Annotated in this window: 19 protein-coding genes and 1 tRNA gene; 4 read left to right on the forward strand and 16 right to left on the reverse strand. The window is 65.8% G+C overall.

The genetic code is table 11. From position 1 onward, the window contains the following. Window positions 1-54: 54 nt before the first annotated feature. Window positions 55-411 carry a hypothetical protein gene (locus tag NLM27_RS11130; protein WP_254143340.1) on the reverse strand — a complete coding sequence of 119 codons (357 nt, stop codon included), beginning with the start codon at window positions 409-411 and terminating at the stop codon, window positions 55-57. A gap of 286 nt (window positions 412-697) precedes the next feature. Here NLM27_RS11130 and NLM27_RS11135 point away from each other — a divergent pair, with 286 nt between their 5' ends. Further along, entirely contained in the window at window positions 698-1,558 is an 861-nt protein-coding gene (locus NLM27_RS11135) for a class I SAM-dependent methyltransferase (RefSeq protein ID WP_254143341.1), read from the forward strand. Between the two features lie 128 nt (window positions 1,559-1,686). On the opposite strand, the gene NLM27_RS11140 is transcribed toward NLM27_RS11135, so the two are convergent. From NLM27_RS11140 to NLM27_RS11160, 5 genes are read right to left on the reverse strand one after another with little or no spacing between them, the layout of a single operon-like run. Continuing rightward, window positions 1,687-2,667: a cation diffusion facilitator family transporter gene (locus tag NLM27_RS11140; RefSeq protein WP_254143342.1), complete on the reverse strand. Its 981-nt coding sequence runs from the start codon at window positions 2,665-2,667 to the stop codon at window positions 1,687-1,689. A 2-nt stretch (window positions 2,668-2,669) separates the two neighbouring features. Beyond that, window positions 2,670-5,888 carry an efflux RND transporter permease subunit gene (locus NLM27_RS11145; RefSeq protein ID WP_254143343.1) on the reverse strand — a complete coding sequence of 1,073 codons (3,219 nt, stop codon included), beginning with the start codon at window positions 5,886-5,888 and terminating at the stop codon, window positions 2,670-2,672. Next, on the reverse strand, window positions 5,881-6,858 hold the full coding sequence (gene ihpB / locus NLM27_RS11150; protein ID WP_254143344.1) for a divalent metal ion exporter adaptor subunit IhpB: 978 nt from the start codon (window positions 6,856-6,858) through the stop codon (window positions 5,881-5,883). Before ihpB ends, NLM27_RS11145 begins: the two co-directional genes overlap by 8 nt. Further along, window positions 6,855-8,129, reverse strand: a complete 1,275-nt coding sequence (gene ihpA / locus NLM27_RS11155) for a divalent metal ion exporter subunit IhpA (RefSeq protein WP_254143345.1) — start codon at window positions 8,127-8,129, stop codon at window positions 6,855-6,857. The genes ihpB and ihpA overlap by 4 nt, the downstream gene beginning before the upstream one ends. A 55-nt stretch (window positions 8,130-8,184) precedes the next feature. Then, on the reverse strand, window positions 8,185-8,628 hold the full coding sequence (locus NLM27_RS11160; RefSeq protein ID WP_254143346.1) for a hypothetical protein: 444 nt from the start codon (window positions 8,626-8,628) through the stop codon (window positions 8,185-8,187). A gap of 66 nt (window positions 8,629-8,694) precedes the next feature. Between NLM27_RS11160 and NLM27_RS11165 the strand changes: the two genes are divergently transcribed. Together NLM27_RS11165 and NLM27_RS11170 are read left to right on the forward strand one after the other, a co-directional pair. Beyond that, a complete protein-coding gene (locus NLM27_RS11165) occupies window positions 8,695-9,324 on the forward strand; it encodes a cation transporter (RefSeq protein WP_254143347.1) in 630 nt (209 codons plus the stop codon). Between the two features lie 67 nt (window positions 9,325-9,391). After that, window positions 9,392-10,015 carry a trans-aconitate 2-methyltransferase gene (locus NLM27_RS11170; protein WP_254143348.1) on the forward strand — a complete coding sequence of 208 codons (624 nt, stop codon included), beginning with the start codon at window positions 9,392-9,394 and terminating at the stop codon, window positions 10,013-10,015. A gap of 26 nt (window positions 10,016-10,041) precedes the next feature. Here NLM27_RS11170 and NLM27_RS11175 read toward each other — a convergent pair whose 3' ends face one another. From NLM27_RS11175 to NLM27_RS11195, 5 genes are all read right to left on the reverse strand, one after another. After that, window positions 10,042-13,233, reverse strand: coding sequence for an efflux RND transporter permease subunit (locus NLM27_RS11175; RefSeq protein ID WP_254143349.1), 3,192 nt, complete (start codon window positions 13,231-13,233; stop codon window positions 10,042-10,044). Next, window positions 13,230-14,672, reverse strand: a complete 1,443-nt coding sequence (locus NLM27_RS11180) for an efflux RND transporter periplasmic adaptor subunit (protein ID WP_254143350.1) — start codon at window positions 14,670-14,672, stop codon at window positions 13,230-13,232. Before NLM27_RS11180 ends, NLM27_RS11175 begins: the two co-directional genes overlap by 4 nt. Continuing rightward, window positions 14,669-15,067, reverse strand: a complete 399-nt coding sequence (locus NLM27_RS11185; RefSeq protein WP_254143351.1) for a FixH family protein — start codon at window positions 15,065-15,067, stop codon at window positions 14,669-14,671. The genes NLM27_RS11180 and NLM27_RS11185 overlap by 4 nt, the downstream gene beginning before the upstream one ends. A gap of 122 nt (window positions 15,068-15,189) precedes the next feature. Beyond that, window positions 15,190-15,564, reverse strand: a complete 375-nt coding sequence (locus NLM27_RS11190; RefSeq protein ID WP_254143352.1) for a hypothetical protein — start codon at window positions 15,562-15,564, stop codon at window positions 15,190-15,192. Window positions 15,565-15,682: 118 nt separating this feature from the next. Next, window positions 15,683-15,886, reverse strand: coding sequence for a hypothetical protein (locus NLM27_RS11195; RefSeq protein WP_254143353.1), 204 nt, complete (start codon window positions 15,884-15,886; stop codon window positions 15,683-15,685). Window positions 15,887-16,243: 357 nt separating this feature from the next. On the opposite strand from NLM27_RS11195, the gene NLM27_RS11200 reads away from it, so the two are divergent. Further along, a complete protein-coding gene (locus NLM27_RS11200; RefSeq protein WP_254143354.1) occupies window positions 16,244-17,137 on the forward strand; it encodes a hypothetical protein in 894 nt (297 codons plus the stop codon). A gap of 54 nt (window positions 17,138-17,191) precedes the next feature. Here NLM27_RS11200 and pepT read toward each other — a convergent pair whose 3' ends face one another. The 5 genes from pepT to NLM27_RS11225 all read right to left on the reverse strand — a co-directional run bounded on the left by pepT (window position 17,192) and on the right by NLM27_RS11225 (window position 20,935). Next, window positions 17,192-18,442: a peptidase T gene (gene pepT / locus NLM27_RS11205; RefSeq protein WP_254143355.1), complete on the reverse strand. Its 1,251-nt coding sequence runs from the start codon at window positions 18,440-18,442 to the stop codon at window positions 17,192-17,194. Between the two features lie 103 nt (window positions 18,443-18,545). Then, window positions 18,546-18,860: an HU family DNA-binding protein gene (locus tag NLM27_RS11210; RefSeq protein ID WP_254143356.1), complete on the reverse strand. Its 315-nt coding sequence runs from the start codon at window positions 18,858-18,860 to the stop codon at window positions 18,546-18,548. A gap of 197 nt (window positions 18,861-19,057) precedes the next feature. Beyond that, window positions 19,058-19,134 (reverse strand) — tRNA-Asp (locus NLM27_RS11215). A 160-nt stretch (window positions 19,135-19,294) separates the two neighbouring features. Then, the gene (locus NLM27_RS11220; RefSeq protein WP_254143357.1) at window positions 19,295-19,498 is read right to left on the reverse strand and encodes a hypothetical protein; all 204 of its coding nucleotides are present in this window, start codon (window positions 19,496-19,498) and stop codon (window positions 19,295-19,297) included. 141 nt (window positions 19,499-19,639) lie between these two features. After that, complete coding sequence (locus NLM27_RS11225; RefSeq protein ID WP_254143358.1) at window positions 19,640-20,935, reverse strand: MFS transporter; 1,296 nt, start codon at window positions 20,933-20,935, stop codon at window positions 19,640-19,642. Between the last annotated feature and the right edge of the window lie 22 nt (window positions 20,936-20,957).

Raw genomic sequence — 20,957 nt, forward strand, 5'->3', positions numbered from 1 at the left:
CGACCGAGGAGGCGACGATCGCGCTTCCGCCTCGACCTGGAATCCCACCCGCTGTCAGGCCGTCTTGGTGAACATCGTCAGGATACCGTCGGCGATGTTGATCGCGACGACCTGTGACGAACTCAGACCCTTGGCCTTGAGTGCGGAGGCTGCCTGCGGTGTGGCGTCGATGGTCTTCCGAAGCGACTGTATGTCCTGATCGCTCGTATGCGCCACGATCTCATCGACCTTCGCCCGCACCGCCGGCTGCAATTCCTTTATGTCTACAACCTGTATGCTCCGGATCACCGTGCTGGACTTAGCGGACGGGGACTCTGCGCCGGGTTGCGAAGATGCTCCCTGTGCCTGCACGAGAGCCGGCGTTCCCAGAGAGAGAGCTGCAACGATGACGGATGCGGTGAAGCTGCGCATGGTCATGCCTTTCCAGTTTGAGGAACCGATAAACCTATCTGCGAAATCTGGTCGGCATCTGATTCTGATGTGGCCGTTAGGTGAAACCAATGCGGCTGCAATGCGCACGGGTGAGACCCGCCGCGCCGGCTCCGGTGATGCTCCCGTCAAGCGCCGGTCTGCCCCGCGGCTGATCGGCCAATTCCGCTTCGTAATTCGCTTTGCGGGCTCTTCCGATTCAGGGAGTGGACTGGATTTTCCGGGCGGGCGATAGGTGTTGCCTCGCACCGAATGACAGAGGCCCCAGATGGAACAGCCCAGCGGACACGCAGAGAATGCCGACCAGATCGCCTATTGGAATGGGCCTGGCGGCCAGAAATGGGCCGATCGTCACGCGGCGCAGGAGATCTTGCTCGGGCCGATCGCGGACGTTCTGATCGACCGTGCCAAACCGAGACCCGGCGAGCGCGTCCTCGATGTCGGCTGCGGCTCCGGCGCGACGACGTTCGCGTTCGCGAAGGCGGTGGCGCCCGATGGTTTTGCGCTCGGCCTCGACGTCTCCGAGCCGATGCTGTCGCAGGCGCGTGCGCTGGCGCCGAAAGGCCTGCCGCTCGATTTCGTGCTGGCGGATGCGACGGTGCACCCGTTCGAGCCGGCCAGTTTTGATCTCTTGGCCTCGCGCTTCGGCGTGATGTTCTTTGCCGATCCCGTCGCGTCATTCGCCAATTTGCGGCGTGCGCTCAAGCCGTCGGGGCGGCTCGCCTTCGTCTGCTGGCGTGAGCCGAAGGAGAATCCGTGGATGATGGCGCCGCTGATGGCGGTCTACAAGCACGTGCCCAAGATGCCGCCGGTGGGGCCGGAAGAACCGGGCCCGTTCGCCTTCGCCTCTGAGGAGCGCGTGATGCGTATCCTGAAGGGCGCCGGCTTCGTGGACGTGGCAATGGAGCCGCATAATCTCGCGATGGATGTCGCGATCGGCGGCGGCCTCGATGCCGCCGTCGACGGCGCACTCCAGATCGGCCCGGCCAGCCGCGCGCTGCAGGGCCATCCGCCGGAGACGTACGAGGCCGCCAAGGCCTCGATCCGCGAGATGCTGGCGCCGTTCCTGAAGGGGCAGTCGGTCGCGTTGCAGGGGGCGATCTGGGTTGTGACGGCGAAGGCGGTGTAGGTAGGGCTGTCCCCTCATCGTCATTGCGAGGAGCACTTGCGACGAAGCAATCCAGACTATGTCTGCGGAGGAAGTCGGGATTGCTTCGCTGCGCTCGCAATGACGATGTTGATGGGCCTGTGCCCCCCTCACACCACATCATCCGGCGCCAGCGCGCAGCCGTTGTCGGGATGGGTCTCGACCTGAAGCGTGGTGTGACCGATGCGGAACGACGTCTTCAGGAGTTGCGCCGTCTCCATCAGGAACGCGTCGCCGGTGCCGGCGGGCATCACGAGGTGGCAGGTCAGAGCCGTCTCGGTGGTCGAGATCGGCCAGACGTGGAGATCGTGGATGCCTGAGACGCCGGGACGCGCGAGCAGGAACGCCCTGATCGCGGCGAGATCGGTGCCCTTGGGCGCGGCTGCCATCGACATGTCGATGGAGCCGCGCAAGAGGCTGGTCGTGCTCCAGAGGATGGTGGCGCAGATGACGAGGCTGGTGGCGGGATCGAGCCAGAGCCAGCCGGTCCAGATGATCAGCGCCGCCGAGACGACGACGCCGAGCGAGACCGCGGCGTCCGCGGCCATGTGCAGATAGGCGCCCTCGATGTTGATGTCGTCCTTGCGTCCGCTCGCGAACAGCAGGGCGGTAAAACCGTTGATGAGGATGCCGATGCCGGCGACCACCATCACGGTCACGCCCGCAACCGGCTCCGGCTGTTGCAGGCGCAAAATCGCCTCCCAGCCGATCGCGCCGGTTGCGACCAGCAGGAATACCGCATTCGCAAGCGCCGCAAGAATGGTGGAGGCGCGAAAACCGTAAGTGAAGCGGCCGCTCGGGGCGCGGCGCGCCGCGATCGACGCACCCCAGGCCACGACGAGGCCAAGCACGTCGGACAGGTTATGGCCGGCGTCGGCCAGCAGGGCGGTGGAGTTGCCGATATAGCCGTAGATGGCCTCGGTGACGACCAGCGCAGTGTTGAGCGTAATGCCGATCGCGAACGCCTTGCCGAAATTGGCGGGCGCATGGACATGCGCATGGCCGTGGCCATGCGTATGGTCATGACCATGATCATGCGAATGGCCGGCATGATCATGGTGATGATGTCCGCGATGGTCGTGGCTGCCCAATTCTAGCGCTCCCCGGAAGCTGCCAAATCAGGCGCCATTGTAGGCGTTTCGCTTGCCACGTCACGGCGGAACAGCACGTAGAGCGCGGGCAGCACTAGGAGCGTCAGCACCGTCGAGGAGATGATGCCGCCGATCACCACGGTCGCGAGCGGCCGCTGCACCTCGGCGCCGGCGCCGGTGGCGAGCGCCATCGGAACGAAGCCGAGTGAGGCGACCAGGGCCGTCATCAGCACCGGCCGCAGCCGCGTCAGTGCGCCCTCGCGCACGGCTTCCACGACGGACCGCCCCTCGCTGCGCAGCCGCTCGATGAACGCTATGATCACGAGCCCGTTGAGCACGGCGACGCCCGACAGCGCGATGAATCCGACGCCGGCGCTGATGGACAAGGGAATGTCGCGCAGCAGCAGCGCCGCAACGCCGCCGGTCAACGCCAGCGGCACGCCGGAGAAGACCAGCGCCGCATCCGCCGCCGATCCCATCCCCATGAACAGGAGCAGGAACACCAGGAGCAGCGCCACCGGCACCACGATCGTCAGCCGCTTGGTCGCGGAGACCAGTTGCTCGAACTGCCCGCCCCAGCCGATCCAGTAGCCCGGCGGCAGCTTGACCTTCTCCGCCACCGCCACCTCGGCCTCGCTGACGAAAGAGCCGAGGTCGCGCGCACGGACGTTGGCGGTGACAACGATGCGCCGCTTGCCGTTCTCGCGGCTGATCTGGTTGGGGCCGGGCGTCGCATCGACGGTTGCGACCGACGATAGCGGCACATAGCGCATCTGGGCGAGGGGAGAGGCGGACAGCGCCGTTCGAATGGCCGTGCCGGAGCCGGCGTCCTCACCGGGCGGCAGCGGAATCGGGATGGCCCGGATCGCCTCGAGATTGCCGCGCAGGTGCTCCGGCAGGCGGACCACGATGTCGAAGCGGCGGTCGCCCTCGAACAGTTTTCCGGCCGACTTGCCGCCGACCGCGATCTCGACGATGCCCTGCACCTCTCCTATGCTGAGGCCGTAGCGGGCGAGCGCCTGGCGGTCGAGGCGGACGGTGAGGATCGGCAGGCCCGCGACCTGCTCGATCTTGACGTCGCTGGCGCCGCGGATGCCGCGGATCGCGGCCTCGACCTGTTTTGCGGCGCCTTGCAGGATGTCGAGGTCGTCGCCGAAGATCTTGACGCCGACGTCGCTGCGCACGCCGGAGATCAGCTCGTTGACGCGGAACTGGATCGGCTGGGAGATTTCATAGGCGCTGCCGGGAATCTCGTCAGCGGCATGGTCGATGGCCTCGATCACCTCGGATTTCGGCTTGTCCGGGTCGGGCCATTCGGCGCGCGGCTTCAGCATGATGTAGCCGTCGGTCTGTGCTGGCGACATCGGGTCGGTTGCAATCTCAGCGGTACCGATGCGGGTGAAGAACTCCTTCACTTCAGGGATCTGCTTGATGCGCTTTTCCAGCGCCTTCTGCAGGTCCAGCGACTGGGTGAGGCTGGTACCGGGAATCCGGATCGACGCCAGCGCGACGTCGCCTTCGTCCAGGCTCGGAATGAACTCGCCGCCCATGCGCGAGGCGGCGATGCCGCTTGCGACCACGATGACGACAGCCATGATGGCGACCGCGGCCCGGTTGTCGATGGCAAAGCGAAGCAGGGGAAGATAGGCGCGCTTCGCCGCCCGCATGAACAGGTTTTCGTGCTCGGACACCTTGCCGGTGACGAAAATGGCGACGGCCGCCGGCACGAAGGTGACGGAGAACAACGCGGCAGCGCCCAGCGCCATCAGCACCGTCAGCGCCATCGGCGTGAACATCTTGCCTTCGACGCCGGTCAGCGTCAGCACGGGCAGATAGACCACCGCGATGATCAGCGTTCCGAACAGGCTCGGCTTGATGACCTCGCTGGATCCGCGCAGGATCGTGCGCAGCCGCTCGTGCGTGGTGAGCAGCCTTCCTTTCTCGCGCTGGGCCGCGGCCAGCATGCGCAGGCAGTTCTCGACGATGATCACGGCGCCGTCGACGATGATGCCGAAGTCGATCGCGCCGAGACTCATCAGGTTGGCGCTGACCTTGGTCTCGACCATGCCGGTGATCGTCAAGGCCATGGACAGCGGGATGACGCAGGCCGTGACCAGCGCGGCGCGGATGTTTCCGAGGATCAGGAACAGCACGGCCACGACCAGCGCCGCGCCTTCCAGGAGGTTGTTCCGGACCGTGCGGATGGTGGCTTCGACCAGATCGGTGCGGTCGTAGACGGTCCGCGTCACGACGCCCTCGGGCAGCGATTTGCCGATGTCCTCGAGACGGGCTGCAACGCGGCGGGCCACGCTGCGGCTATTCTCGCCGATCAGCAGCATGGCGGTGCCGAGCACGGTCTCCTCGCCATCGCGCGTTGCGGCGCCCGTGCGCAGATCGCGGCCTTCCTTCACAGTCGCGACATCCCTGATCCTGACCGGATTGCCGCCGCGCGAGCCGATCACGATGTCCTGGATCTCGCTGATATTGCCGACCTGGCCCGGCGAGCGAACGAGGTATTGCTCGCCGTTGCGCTCGATATAGCCGGCGCCGACATTGGCGTTGTTGGCGGCGAGCGCCGTCATGACGTCACGAAAGCCGAGCCGGTAGGCCATCAGCTTGCCGGTATCAGGCAGCACGTGGAATTGCCGCTCGAAGCCGCCGATGGTGTTGACCTCGATCACGCCCGGCACGTTGCGAAGCTGCGGCCGGATGATCCAGTCCTGCACGGTGCGCAGATCGGTCAGCGAATAGTCGTGGCCGCCTTGCGTCTTCGCGCCCGCCTTGGCCTCGACGGTGTACATGAAGATTTCGCCGAGCCCGGTCGAGACCGGGCCCATCGCGACCTCGACGCCGGCCGGAAGTTGGTCCTTCACCTGCTGGATGCGTTCGCCGACGAGCTGGCGGGCGAAGTAGATGTCGGTGCCGTCCTTGAACACGACCGTCACCTGGCTGAGGCCGTAGCGCGACAGCGAGCGGGTGTAGTCGAGCTTGGGCAGGCCGCCCATCGCGGTCTCGACCGGGAAGGTGATGCGCTGCTCGGTCTCGAGCGGCGAGTAGCCGGGCGCGCGGGTGTTGATCTGGACCTGGACATTGGTGATGTCAGGCACTGCGTCGATCGGAAGGCGCTGGAAGTTCCAGGCGCCGAAGGCGAGGGCGCCGAGCGCGAGCAACAGGACCAGCCAGCGTTGTTGCAGCGAGACGGCGATCAGGCGCTCAATCATGCTCGGCCTCGCCCTTGCCCATCTCCGCCTTCACGACGAAGCTGTTCTCCGCGACGTAGTGCTCGCCGGCCGCAAGGCCGGCCTTGATCTCGACATGGCGCGGATCGGAGTCCCCAAGCTCTACGGGACGCGCCTCGATCTTGTCGCCGTCCTCGCGGACGAACACGATGGTCCTGTTCTCCAGCGTCTGGATCGCGCTGCGGCGCACGGCGACGGCGACGTTGCGTGCGGCGAGGATCAGGCGTGCCGTGACGAACAGGCCCGGACGCAGGCGTCCGTCCGGATTCGGTAGCACCACGCGTGCCAGCGCGGTCTGGGTCTCGCTCGATCCGATCGGCGCCATGTAGGAGATCTTGCCCTTGATCTCGCCGCGGCCGTCGTCGGGATCGATCAGCACCTCGTCGTTGAGGCGGACGCGCCTCAAGTCCTGCCGGTAGATCGACAGGTCGACCCAGATGGTGGAGAGGTCGGCGACGACGAAGGCCGGCTTCTGCTCCGAGGCATATTCGCCGAGCGAGATCTGCCGCTCAATGATGGTGCCCGCGATCGGCGCCTTAAGCTCGTAGACGGTGAGGCTCTGGTTGCTCTCGATCGCGGCGAGCAGATCGTCCTTGGCGACCTTGTCGCCGATACGCTTTTGGATCGATTTTGCAATTCCGGGAAAGCGGGGTGTGACCTGAACCACCGCCTCCTGGTTGGCGCGCAGGATGCCGTTGAAGGCAAGCGTGTCGGTCAGTGTCGCGCTTGCGGCCTCCGCGAGCGTGACGCCCGCCGCCGCCAGCTTGACGTCGGAGATGCGGATGCGGTCGGCGCCGTGCTCGTCCTGCTCGACATGGTCGTTCGGCTTCTTCTGTCCGGAATGCTCGGCGTGCTCGGTATGCGCGAGCTTGGCCGGGGCGAGCAGGGAATAGCCGTAAGCGCCGAGTGCGGCGGCCACGATGGCCACGACGATGGTGGAGGACGTCTTCATCGCGCGCTCTCCCGGGCCAGCGCAAAGGGATTGCCGACGAGGCCTTCGATGATGGCCACGCCCGCATGGAAATTCTGCAGCGCCTCCTGCTCGCGCAGCCGCGCCTGGGTAACGCTCGCCTGGGCGTCCAGCACTTCGAGCAGGGTGAAGCGGCCCTGGCCGTAACCTTGCGAGATCGCCTCCGACGCTTCAACGGCCTTGGGGATAGCGGTCTCGCGCAATATCGCGAGCTCGCGCAGCGAGCCCTGGAGCGAGTCGTAAGCGCGGCCAGCGATCACGATCAGCATGTTGCGGTTGGCCTCGCGCTCGGCCTTGGTCTTGGCGAGGCTTTCCTGCGCGGAGAGGATGTTGCCCTGGTTCTGGTCGAACACGGGGATCGGCACCGAGACGGTCAGACGCACGGCATCGTCATTGGTCTCGTTGAAATGACGCCAGCCAGCGGCGATCCGCACGTCGGGATAAGGCTTGAGCCGTGCCAGCAGCAGCTCGGCGTTACGCTGGGCGTAGACCGCGGTCCAGCGCACCAGTTGTGGATTGGCATCGATGGCGGCGACGACCGACTGGAACGTCGGCGGCCGACCGGTGGTGTCGAGCCGGCCCGACACCTCGCCGAATTTCGCGGCGGGATCGCCCATCAGCACCGCAAGCTCGCGCCGGGCGCTGGCCAGCGTCGCCTTGAAGCGCTCGCGGTCGGCCTTCACCAGGGCTGAGGCGACCTCGGCGCGACCGGTCTCGGCCGGCGAGGAGGCGCCGGCCTCGACGCGGCGGCGGAGCAGCGGCGTCAAGCGGTCGATCGCTGCGATCTGCTCGTCGAGGATCTGGATGCGCCGCTGCGCGCCGAGCACGCTGAGGAAGGCAATCGCGGTCTCCGACAGCACCTCCAGCCTGACGGCTTTGCGCTGGATCGCGGCGACTTCGATGCCGGCTTGCCCGGCCGCGACCCGTGCCTCCCGCTTGCCGAACAGCTCGAAGGCCTGGCTGATCTGGAGCGTGGTCTCGGCCGATCGCGTCCCGCGATATTTGCCGGAACCGAATGAATCGTCCTGTTCATAGGACAGTTCCGGATTGAACAGGGCGCCGGCCTGGATGCGCTGGCCCGTGGCGATGCCGACGTCGCGCTCTGCTGCCGTCAGGCGCGGGCTCGCGGCCAGCGCGCGCGAAAGCGCGCTCCGCATGGTCAGGGTCTGGGCGTGCGCGGGCTGTGTCAGCCAGGGGCCAACGAGTATCGCCATCGCGCATGCGAAGCGCGCGGCAGTCCGTCTGGAAGACATGAAGATGACCTGTGAACAAAAGCGTCGTGGACGCGTGCGCGCCCGGCTGATCGGTTCAGGTCAGATGTTTGGGGGGAGGCGATTCCATATCGGGGTCGATGCCGGCCGAGGCGGGCTCGCGAAACGAAGTCGGGACCGTGTGGAGATCGACCGATGTGTCGGGCTCGACGGGTTGTGCGACGGTCACCGAGAAACAGCCGTGGCAGTGATGCGCCGCGATCGTCTTGCCGTCGCCGTCTCCCGGCGTACCTGCCATCGAGATGAGTTCCGACTGGCCGAACGGATTGGCGACATCGACGCACTGGCTGGCGTGAAGGGCGCCCGAGAGCAGATAGAGCATGGCGCAGACGACGGCCAGGGATCCGCGCCAATTGCGCGGGCGGAACACCTTCCTGATGGACCGGCGGAACGAGAACACGGCGTCGCTTTCCCTAACGTCAGGCTGGCCTAGCACGGCGACGGGAACAGTGTCGACCCGCAACAATGTTACGTACCGCAACGAGATGTCGCGGGTTGCCCGACTGGCCCGATTGTCTCGGGCGGGCAGTCGCCCTATCTTTCGGATATGGCCGACGCATGCTGCTCACCGCCGCCGCTCAATCTCGATCGCCATCGCGACAACAAGGCCTATCGCCGCGTGCTGTGGGCCGTGCTGGCCATCAATGCCGTCATGTTCTTGGCGGAGATCGGCGCGGGCCTTGCGGCCGGATCGGCCTCGCTCCAGGCCGACGCGCTCGATTTTCTCGGAGATGCCGCGAACTACGCCATCAGCCTTCTCGTGGTCGGCATGGCGCTGCGCTATCGCGCGGCCGCGGCGCTCGCGAAGGGGCTGACGATGGGGGCCTTCGGCCTGTGGGTCGTCGGCACGGTGGTCTGGCACGCAGCCCATGGCACGTTGCCGAGCGCGTTCACCATGGGGGCGGTTGGTGTCGCGGCGCTTGCCGCGAACGTCGCCTCCTTCGGGCTGTTGTGGGCCTATCGCAAGGGCGACGCTAACATGCGCTCCGCCTGGATCTGCACCCGCAACGACGTGCTCGGCAACATCGCCGTGTTGCTGGCAGCGCTTGGAGTGTTCGGGACCGGCACGGGATGGCCCGACGTCATCGTGGCGGCGATCATGGCCGGCCTCGCGCTCCAGGGAGCCGTCGTGGTGGCGCAGCACTCCACGGCGGAGTTGAGAACGCGTACGGCCTAGCCGCGCGAAATTTGGTGGAATGGTTGCAAACCGCAATCGCCGACCTGCGGAGACCAGGGTAAACGGCATGACGAATTCAAGCCGGGCGGCCCATTGGCAGGCTGTCTACGAGAGTAAGGGCGAACGCGAGGTGAGCTGGTTCCAGGAGAGCCCGTCGCCCTCGCTCGAATTGATTGCGCTGACCGGCGCGGGGCCGACCTCTTCAATCGTTGATATCGGTGGTGGGGCGTCTCGGCTGGTCGATGCGCTGTTGTCCGCCGGATATGCGGACCTGACCGTGCTCGATCTGTCTGGCGCGGCGCTCGCGGCGTCGCGGGCGCGGCTCGGTGCGGCCGGCAACGGCGTGGCGTGGGTCGTGGCCGACGTGACGGCCTGGCAGCCAACGCGGACATATGACGTCTGGCACGACCGCGCCGCGTTTCATTTCCTCAACGCGCTGGAAGAACAAGCCGCTTACATCGCGTGTGTCAGACGGGCCGTGACGATCGGCGGCCATATCGTTATCGGCACATTCGCAGTCGATGGTCCGGAGAAGTGCAGCGGCCTGCCGGTGACGCGCCACAGCGCCGACAGCATTGGGGCGCTGCTCGGCGCCGGCTTTGCGTTGACGGACCATCGCCGTCACCAGCATGCGACGCCGTGGCAATCGGTGCAGAATTTTCAGTTCAGCAGCTTTGTCAGGTCGGCATGAGCCTCTCGCGATCGTCCAACGTCCACTCATTGCGCAGGCTCCAGCACGTCGCGGTGTTGCTCGGGGCTTTCGACATGGAGGGGGGGCTTGGCGTCCATGCCGGGTGAGGATGGCAGCCCGAAGCCCTTGACGATCCCGAAGATCGCGGGGATCACGATTAGCGTCAGCAGGGTCGACGAGATCATGCCGCCGATCATCGGCACCGCGATGCGCTGCATGATCTCCGAGCCGGTGCCCGTGCTCCACATGATCGGCAGCAGGCCGGCCATGATCGCGACCACGGTCATCATCTTTGGACGGACGCGTTCGACGGCACCCTCCATGATGGCGGCGTAGAGATCCTCGCGCGCGAACGCGCGCTCGGCAGCCGCGCAGCGCGCCCTGGTCTCGGCCAGCGTATGGTTGAGATAGATCAGCATCACCACGCCGGTCTCGGCCGCCACGCCCGCCAGTGCGATGAAGCCGACAGCGACCGCGACCGACAGGTTGAATCCGAGCCACCACATCAGCCAGAGGCCGCCGACGAGGGCGAAGGGCAGCGAGAGCATGACGATCATGGTCTCTGTGACCGAGCGGAAGTTGAGATAGAGCAGCAGGAAGATGATCAGCAGCGTCACCGGCACCACGATCTTGAGCCGCGCGGTCGCGCGTTCGAGATACTCGTATTGCCCGCTCCAGACCACATAGTAGCCGGGCGGGAACTGGACGCTCGCCTGCACCGCGCGCTGGGCATCCCTGACATAGCCGCCGAGATCGCGGTCACGGATGTCGACATAGATGTAGGTGGCGAGCTGGCCGTTCTCGGTCCGGATCGAGGTCGGGCCGCGTGCCGGCGTCACGATTGCGACTTCGCCGAGAGGAACGGCGCCGCCTGATGGCATCGGCACCAGGATGTCGTTGCTGATCGCCTTCGGATTGTCGCGCAGGTCGCGCGGGTAGCGCATGTTGACCGTGAAGCGCTGACGTCCCTCCACTGTGGTCGTCACGGTCTGGCCGCCGAGTGCGGTCGCGATCGTGTCCTGCACGTCCTGCATCGCGATGCCATAGCGGGCCAGCGCCTCGCGGTTCGGCGTGATCTCGAGGTAATAACCGCCGAGGCCGCGCTCGGCATAGGCCGAGGAGGTGCCGGGCACGGCCTTGAGCACCTGCTCGACCTGCTTTGCAAGCTTGTCGATCCCGGCGAGATCGGTGCCGATGACCTTGACGCCGACGGGCGTGCGGATGCCGGTCGAGAGCATGTCGATGCGGGCCTTGATCGGCATGGTCCAGGCGTTGGAGACGCCGGGAAACTGCAGCGCCTTGTCCATCTCGGCGACCAGGCTGTCGACGGTCACGCCTGCACGCCACTCCGTCTTCGGCTTCAGATTGACGATGGTCTCGAACATCTCCGACGGTGCGGGATCGGTTGCGGTCGCTGCGCGGCCGGCCTTGCCGTAGACCGAGGCAACCTCCGGAAACGAACGGATGATGCGGTCCTGGGTCTGCATCAGCTCGGCGGCCTTGGTCACGGAAATGCCGGGTAGCGTTGTCGGCATGTAGAGCAGGGTGCCTTCGTTGAGGTTGGGCATGAACTCGGTGCCAAGCTGCCGCGCTGGCCAGAACGAGGCGGTGAGCACGCCGAGTGCGAGCAGGATGACGGGGATTTTGGCACGCAGCACGCCTGATATCACCGGGCGATAGATCCAGATCAGGAAGCGATTGAGGGGATTCTTGTGCTCGGGGATGATCCTGCCGCGCACGAAGATCACCATCAGCGCCGGCACCAGGGTCACCGACAGCAGCGCCGCCGCCGCCATCGCAAAGGTCTTGGTGAAGGCGAGCGGGCTGAACAGCCGGCCTTCCTGCGACTCCAGCGTGAAGATCGGCATGAACGACACGGTGATGATCAGGAGGCTGAAGAACAGGGCAGGGCCGACTTCGGCCGCGGCCTCGATCAGGATCGCGAGCCGCGAACGGCCGGGCTCGGCGCGTTCGAGGTGCTTGTGCGCGTTCTCGATCATGACGATCGCGGCGTCGATCATGGCGCCGATCGCGATCGCGATGCCGCCGAGACTCATGATGTTGGATCCGATCCCGAGCAGCTTCATGGCGCCAAAGGCCATCAGAACGCCGACGGGAAGCATCAGGATCGCGACCAGTGCGCTGCGGACATGCAGCAGGAACACGATGCAGACGAGGGCAACCACGATGCTCTCCTCCACCAGCGTATGCCTCAGCGTATCGATCGCGGCGTAGATCAGGTTCGAGCGGTCGTAGACCGGAACGAACTCGACCGATTTCGGCAGGCTGGTTGCGATCTCCCTGAACCGCTTCTTGACGTTCTCGATCACGTCCAGCGCGTTCATGCCGAAACGCTGAAGCACGATGCCGCTCGCGACCTCGCCCTCGCCGTTGAGTTCGGCAATGCCGCGCCGCTCGTCCGGGCCGAGCTCGACGCGGGCGACGTCGCGCAACTTGACCGGCGTGCCGTTGTCGGTCTTCAGCACGATGTTGCCGATGTCCTCGATGCTCCTGAGATAGCCCTTGCCGCGGATGACATATTCGAACTCGGACAGCTCGACGGTGCGGCCGCCGACATCGGCATTGCTGGCGCGGATGGCCTCGCGCATCTTCTGCATGGTGATGCCGAGGTCACGCATGCGCTGCGGATCGAGGATGACATTGTACTGCTTGACGAAGCCGCCGACGCTCGCGACCTCGGCGACGCCTTCAGCCTTGGCCAGCGCGAATTTCAGGTTCCAGTCCTGTATCGCCCTGGTCTCCGCGAGGTTCAGCGCTTTCGACATCACGGCGTATTGGTAAACCCAGCCGACGCCGGTGGCGTCGGGGCCGATCGTCGGCGTTACGCCGGCCGGTAGTCGTGATGCCGCGCCGTTGAGGAATTCGAGCACGCGCGAGCGCGCCCAATAGATGTCGGTGCCGTCCTCGAAGATGACGTAGACGAAGGAGACGCCGAAGAACGAGAACCCGCGCACCACCTTCGATTTCGGCATCGTCAGCATCGCCGTGGTGAGGGGATAGGTGACCTGGTCCTCGATCACCTGCGGCGCCTGTCCCTGATATTCGGTGTAGACGATGACCTGGGTGTCGGAGAGATCGGGGATGGCGTCGAGCGGCAGGTGGACGAGAGCATAGAGACCTGCGGTGGCGGCAAAGCCGGCGCCGAACAGCACCAGGAGCAGGTTGCGCGCCGACCATGCGATGATGCGCGCGATCATGGTTTTGCTCCCGATGCCTTGTCGCCGTCTTGCGCTGTGCCGGCCTCGACGAAGCCTTTCAGCGCCGCCTTCAGATTGCTCTCGGCGTCGATCAGGAAGTTGGCGGAGGTGACGACGGCGTCGCCCTCGGCAAGGCCGTCGCGGATTTCGACATAGCCGTCACCGCGCCGCCCGGGCTTGACTTCGCGCGGCTCGAAACGGCCCTGGCCTTTGTCGACCAGCACGGCCTGCCGGCTGCCGCTGTCCAGCAGCGCGCTCTCGGCGACGCTGAGGACCGGCACGGGGGTGCCCGTGTCGATCTCGGCATCGACATACATGTCGGGAAGCAGGGCGAGGTCGGCGTTCGCCAGCTCAATTCGTATTCGCGCCGTGCGGGTCTCCTTGTTCACCTGCGGATAGATCACGCCGATCAGGCCCGTGAAGTCCCGGCCGGGATAGCTGCGGGCCCGCACCGTCACGGGCTGGCCGACAGCGACATTGCCGAGGTCGCGCTCGGCCACGTCGACCGTCGCCCAGACCCGCGAGATGTCGGCGATGCGAAACAGAACGTCGCCGGGCTGGGCGCGCATGCCCTCGATGGCGTTGCGCTGGAGTACGACGCCGTCGCGCGGCGACGACCACGGGATGGTGATCGGCACCGAATGGTTCTTTTCCATCTCCGCGATGACGGGTTCGGGGACGTCGAGATTGACCAGGCGCTGCCGGGAGCCGCGACCATAGGGCTCGATCCCTGCGGTGGTCTTCGAGGTGATCGTTGCGAGATATTCCGCCGCCGCGGACGAGACCGCGGAGCTGTAGATCTCCAGCAGCGGCTGTCCCTTGGTGACGCGGCTGCCGGTGGTGACGTCGGCGACTTTCTGCACAAAACTCTCGGCGCGCATCGCGACCACGGAGACCCGGCGTTCATCGAGCTGGATCGTGCCGGGCGCGCGCACCAGCGTTCTGATCCGTCGCAGTTCGACTGGCTCGGATTTGACGCCGCTGCGCTGGATCTTACCGGGCGAGAGTTTCACCGAACCGTCGTCGCTGTCCTCGCCTTCGTAGACGGGAATGTAAGCCATCCCCATCGAATCCTTCTTCGGCACCGGCGACGTATCCGCCAGGCCCATCGGGTTGCGGTAGAACTTGATCTTGCGGTCGACCTTGGCGTCGGCCGTGCTGACATCAGGCGCTTCATCGGGCCCGTCGAAGCTGATGTCCTCGCTCGCCCGCACGGCGCGATAGTCGCGGCCGTCGGCGGTCTTCCTGGGGGTGAGCGAGTAGAACGGCTTGCCGTCCGGATCCCGGAAATAGATCGGTGCGCCCGCGTCCGCCGCATGCGCGGCAGAGGTCAGCGAGCCCTGATCTGGCGGAGGCTGCGTCGCGCGGCCGGCAACCAGGGCGACACCTGCTGCCGCGGCGATCGCGACGGCAGTGCCTGTCACGGCGAGGCGGGTCACTTCTCGGCCGTGACGACGAGCTTGTTTTCGACCGTGCCGGCTTCGCCCTGCACCTTGGCCCCGAGCGAGAGTTGCCAGCGTCCGGCCATGCTGAAATTGGCCTTGAAGCGGTAGGTCCCGGGGTCGGTGCCCGGCATCGCCGTCACCTTGGTGGTCATCTCCTGCATGCCGTCGGGGGCCATGTCGAGCCGGCTGGCGAAGATCACCGCGTCGGATATCGCCTTGCCGCTGCTCTTGTCGAACAGCCGCACGGTCACGATGCGATCCGCACCGGCCTTAACCGTCGGCTGAATGAGCTGGAATTCGTAGTTCTTGATTTCAGCATGGGCGGCACCCGTGAGCGCAGTACCGATCAGCGCGGCCATGGCGGCGCGCGCGAGCTTGGTAGTCGTCATGATCTAAAGTTCCTCGATAGGTCTGATGGAGCCGCAGGCGCTGCACCAGATGCAGCGAGCGGCAGGCAATGGCGCGCACGCCGATGTCGGCGCGCACGATCATGAGGCGCGTTCAGCGCCGATCAGGCCCGGGTTCGAGGAGGATGGTCGGGAGGTTTGGCCCCGAGGCCGTCGCGCAGGCGGTCATTGCCCGGCGCCAGCGTGCTCGTCTGCGGCAGCCGTTCGATCATCGAACTCGCTCCGGATGGAGCGGAGAGCGACAGGCTCAGCATGCACAGCGCGACGAACGGGCAGGAGTCGCAGGTCTTGCTCTTGGTCTGGTCCGGACAGCAGGGCATGTCCTCAGCCATGTCCTGCGTGTCGCCCGCCATTGCGACCATGCTGCTTCCTGCACCCGACACCGCCATGGCAGATGCCGGGCCCGCCAGCGGCGCGAGCAGGAGCCCGACCGCGACGAGCAGCATCACCACAGCGTTGGCGAACCGTTTCAGCAGCATACCCCATTGTCGCACGGCGTAGCGGAACCTGCAAACAGACCCACATCACGACTTGGCCATTGGTTTGCGCGCCCTGTGCCAAAGGGAGAGCGCCGGCGGCTCGACCAGAAGCGCACCGCTACTGCGGCCGTTCGGTTGCCGGCTGGGAGATCGCGCAGAGGTCTGCCGGCTCGACCGTGACGGCGGCCCGACGGCCCGCTTCCATCGCGCGTTCGAGCCATTTGATGGCTTCGTCGATCCATTCGTCGTGGTGCTCGGGATCGGCGATCGCCCTTTCCCGGAATGCATCTGCCTGATGCAGGCAGGCTGTTCTGCGATCCACGCGGCGCTCCCGGTCCGGAAGGTTCCGCCCCGATCGCATCTTTGATGATCCGGCCAGCGGCGTCGTTAACATAGGACAACCAAAGGCGCGCAAATGCGAAAAGGCCCCAGCCGGGTCTGACCGGCTGAGGCCTCTCGTGCTCTCAATCTTCATCCCTTGGGACTCGAACAGACAACTCCCATGCCGCCAATCCGTTCCGCCGCCTGCGAAAATTAGGAACGTTCGTGACCCGCGCTGATTAGCGATCCGGAGCGTTTGAGGAGGACGGGACAATGGACGGACTGATCTATCTCATCGGCTTGATCGTCGTGATCATGGCGATCTTGTCGTTCTTCGGCCTGCGTTGAGAGACCTGCGATGGCTATCGAGACTCTCGTGCAGGAGGATGTCATGGAAGGCAGCATCGTGGCCACTGAGGATCGCCGGACAATCCAGTGGAGTTCGGTGCTCGCAGGCGCGTTCGCCGCCGGCGCGATGTCGTTCATCCTGGTCAGCTTTGGCGTCGCCATCGGGCTCGGTGTCAGCTCGGCCTCGCCGACCTGGCGGGACGCTTCAGTCGCGCTGGCACTGCTCTCCGGGCTGTATCTGATCATCCAGGCAATCATCAGCTTCGGCTTCGGCGGTTACATCGCCGGCCGGACCGCGCGACCGGCGCCTGCGCTGGCAACGATCGAAGACGACGGCGAGCGGCGGGACGGGCTGCATGGGCTGATGTCGTGGGCTCTGGCCGTGCTGATCGGCGCGGCACTGCTTGCAATCATCGGTGCGGCCGCGATCGACCGTTCGCCCACGCGCAGCGGCGCCGGCAACGCGACCTCCGCCGAGCCGCTGCTGAGCTACGAGCTCGACAAGCTGTTCCGCGCACCGCGCCGGCCGCCCAACACCGACATGCGGGACGCCCGCGCCGAGGCCGGACGCATCCTGATGACGTCATCGAGCCACAGCGGCGTCAGCGCCGATGACCGGACCTACCTCGTGCAGCAGGTGGCCGCGTTGACCGGATTGTCGGCGCCGGACTCCGAGCGGCGGGTCGATGCGGCGATCGCGCAGTCGCAGACGGCGATCAGCCGCGCGCGGCGCAACTCGGTCATGATCGCCTTCTCGGTTGCGGTCGCGGCCCTGATCGGCGCAGCAGTGGCCTGGGCCGCCGCCGTTGCCGGCGGACGCCACCGCGACGGAGATCCGCTGCCGAACTGGATGGCGAGCTCGAACCGATTCCATCGCACCCCGCGCGCGATGCCGGTGCCGTAAGCTACGAGACGATGGCCGGGAGCAGCCCGGCCATCGCTGTCTCTTCGAGTGGCGCTAGGCCTTCTCTTCCCAGATCATGGCGAGGTGGACGATGGTCTGCACCGCCTTCTCCATGTCCTGCCGGCTGACCCATTCGAGCCGGGAGTGAAACGCGTGCTCGCCGGCGAAGATGTTGGGGCAGGGCAGGCCCATGAAGGACAGGCGCGAGCCATCCGTGCCGCCGCGGATCGCGGTGCGCATCGGGCGCAGGCCGGCGCGGCGGATCGCCTCGATCGCGTATTCGAGGACGTGCGGGTGACGGTCGATCACCTGCTTCATGTTGCGATACTGCTCCCTGATCTCTAGCTTGTAGGTCGAGCGCGGATAGTCCGTCATCACGTCCTTGACGATGTTCTCGAGCAGGACTTCCTTCTCCTTCAACCCTTCCTCGGTGAAGTCGCGCACGATGAAGGAGAGCGTCGCCTGCTCCAGCGCGCCCTCGATGCCGACCGGATGCAGGAAGCCCTGCTTGCCCGAGGTCGTCTCCGGCGAGCAGCCCTCCCTCGGCAGCCGCTCGACGATGGCGGCGGCGATCTTGATCGCGTGCTCCATCTTGCCCTTGGCATAACCGGGATGAGCGCTGACGCCGGTGATGGTGATGGTGGCCCCGTCGGCCGAGAAGGTTTCGTCCTCGACGCAGCCTGCGCTCTCGCCGTCCATGGTGTAGCCGAAGTCGGCGCCGAGCTTTTTCAGGTCGACGTTGTCGACGCCGCGGCCTATCTCCTCGTCCGGCGTGAACAGGATCTTGATGGTGCCATGCTTCACATCAGGGTTGTTGATGAAGAAATGCGCGGCATCCATGATCTCGGCGACGCCGGCCTTGTTGTCGGCACCGAGCAGCGTGGTGCCGTCGGTGGTGATGATGTCGTTCCCGATCTGATTCTTCAGGGCAGGGTGCTCGGCGAAGCGGATCACCTGGCTGGTGTCGCCCGGCAGGGTGAGATCGCCGCCGCGATAGTTCTTCACGACCTGCGGCTTGACGTCCTTGCCGGTGACGTCGGGCGAGGTGTCCATGTGCGAGCAGAAGCAGATCACCGGCACCTTCTTGTCGGTGTTGGCCGGGATCGTACCGTAGACGTAGCCGTAATCGTCGAGATGGGCGTCCTCAACGCCCATGGCTTTCAGCTCGGCGGCGAGCACGCGGCCGAGATCCTTCTGCTTCTCGGTCGAGGGCGAGTTAGGGGATTCCGGATCGGACTGGGTGTCGATGGTGACGTAGCGCAGGAAGCGCTCGGTCACGGTATGCGAGAATGTGAGGGAGGACATTTCTGGTCAAACCGCCGGGTCAGGGGAGAGAGGCGATATACCAGAAAAGCGGGCCGCGTTGCGGCCGGAACGCGACAGGATCAGACTTAACGAAACGTCATTGCTAGATCGCCTCTTTCAGCTCCTTGACGGGGCGGAACCCCACCTTCTTGCTGGCCTTGATGTGGATCGGCTCGCCGGTCGTGGGATTGCGGCCGGTGCGGGCGGCGCGCTTGCGGACCTGGAGGATGCCGAGGCCGACGATCCGGACGCGGTCGCCCTTCTTCAGGTGCTTGGTGATCAGCTCGACCATGTCGGTCAAAACGGCCTCGGCGCGCTTTTTCGACAGGTCCTGGCTCTCCGCGATGTCAGCGGCGAGGTGCTTGAGCGTGATGGTGGCGGGAGTGGCTGCCTTCTTTGCCGAATCTTTCTTAGCCATGTCTGGCCTCCTGATCCAATGACAGGGGTCCCCGGAAAAGCCGTGAAATGTGAGGGGGATCCTCTAGATCCTTGGAGGCGTAGACGATTCGGGCGCGGGCTGACTATGCCTCGGTCCAGCCGGCCGCCGGCAGCGGCAGGCGCAGCCACGAAAGGCATCGGGAAGTTCGGGTCAAGACTTTGAAGGGATTGCCAAAATGGCGCGAGAGACGGGGCTCGAACCCGCGACCTCCGGCGTGACAGGCCGGCGCTCTAACCAACTGAGCTACTCCCGCGTGGCTCGCTGAACGCGCGCGGAACGAGGGGGGACTTAAAGGCGGGGCTTGGTGAAGTCAAGGACGTTGCGCTTTGCCGGTGCATCTCGGCGAAGCATTGCTCTGGAAAACGAAAAGGCCGCCCGGAGGCGGCCATCGGTCAAGCCCGGAACAGGGCGTATCAGCGAATCTCAGAGGTGCCCGCGCTGGTCACCACCACCGGCTTGCCGGCTTTGATCACGTGGGTCGACTGGGCGGTCTGGGTGGAATCGGCGTTGGTGCGGGCTGCAATCCCGAAACCGGCCACTGCAATGCCGGCAATCAGCGCCACCACCACGATCTTCAGGTGGGTCGCACGATCAGCAGAGTGAATTGAATGGTTCATCTGAGCCTCCCGACGGGCTTTGCCGCCGTCTGTGGCTCCTCTTCTAGGGGCAGTCTGTTTCCGGATGGTTTCGCGGGTTCCGCAAAATGGTTTCATCTCCCCGCTTGGCGGGTTTCGCCGGGTGGGGGCTGGAGGCCGGTCTCAGACGGCGGCCCGGCCGATATCGTCCCGGATCGTGCGGGCGGCCCAGACGAACAGGGCGGCGCCGAGCGTGGTCGTGACCGCCGCCGAGAGCAGGGAATAGCGCACGGCGTCTGCGCCATAGCTGCCCTTCAGGGCGTCGTTGACCATTCCGACCGCGAGCGGGCCGACGCCCTGGCCGAAGCAGGTGGCAGTGAGCGCAATGAGGGCGGAGGCGAGCGCCCGCATGCTTGGTTTGGCCACGGTTTGCGCGATTGCGAAGATCGGTCCGAGGTGGAAGCCGACCAGGAACGAGGTGAGCGCCAGCATGGCCACCATCATCGCAAAGTCCTGCGTCAGCATGCACAGCGCGAACACGGGGCCGGCGAGGCCGGAGGTGATCGCGGGCGCCCACAGCTTCCAGCGGTCGTCGCGGCGGCCCACTTGCGCCACCACGAAGCCGCCGAGCAGGGTACCGGCCATGCCGGCCAGCCCCTTGAAGGTGCCGGCATAGGTGCCGATCTCGGCGCTCGTCAGATGGTGCACGCGCGCCAGGAACGGCGGGATCCAGGCCGCGGTCGCGTAGTTCGTGTAGGTGGTGAGGCAGAATCCGATCAACACGATCAGGAAGCTTCGCTGCGAGGCGAGGAAACGCAGCGTCGGTCCGAGCGGCTCGGGGACAAAGCTCTCCTGCATCGCGCCGCGCTTCGGCTCGGAGATCGTCAGCCACAGCACCAATGCGAGCAGCATGCCGGGCAGGCCGGCGGCGTAGAAGGCCATCCGCCAGCCATAGTGCTGGTTGACGTAGCCGCCGACGAAATAGCCGAGGAAGACGCCGAGATAGGTGCCGATGGCGTAGATGCCGAGCGCGCGCGGGCGCTCGTTCTTGGCGAAGAGATCGGCGACGATCGACTGCGAGGCCGGCGAGCCCGCGGACTCGCCGATGCCGACGCCGATGCGCGCCAGCGCCAGCGAGGTCAGGCTGGTGGCCGCGCCGCACAGGGCCGTCATCGCGCTCCAGAACGCGAAGGCGACGGCGACGATGTTGCGCCGGTTAAACCGGTCGGCGACACGCGCGATGGGGATGCCGAGCAGGGAATAGAACAGTGCAAAGCCGAAACCCGCGAGCAGGCCCATCATGGTGTCGCTGAGCGCGAACTCCTTCTTGATGGGCTCGATCAGCACGTTGAAGATCGTGCGGTCGAGGAAGTTCAGCGCGTAGATGATGGTGAGCAGCCCCAGCACGTAATAGCGCCGCGCCGAGGGTTTTGCCGCGGCAGCCGTTTGCACCGACATTTGTGACGTGACATCGACCATCGCTTCCCCCAATCCGTCTTTG

This window comes from Bradyrhizobium sp. CCGB12 (assembly GCF_024199845.1).
In the GTDB taxonomy this organism is placed as follows: Bacteria; Pseudomonadota; Alphaproteobacteria; order Rhizobiales; family Xanthobacteraceae; genus Bradyrhizobium.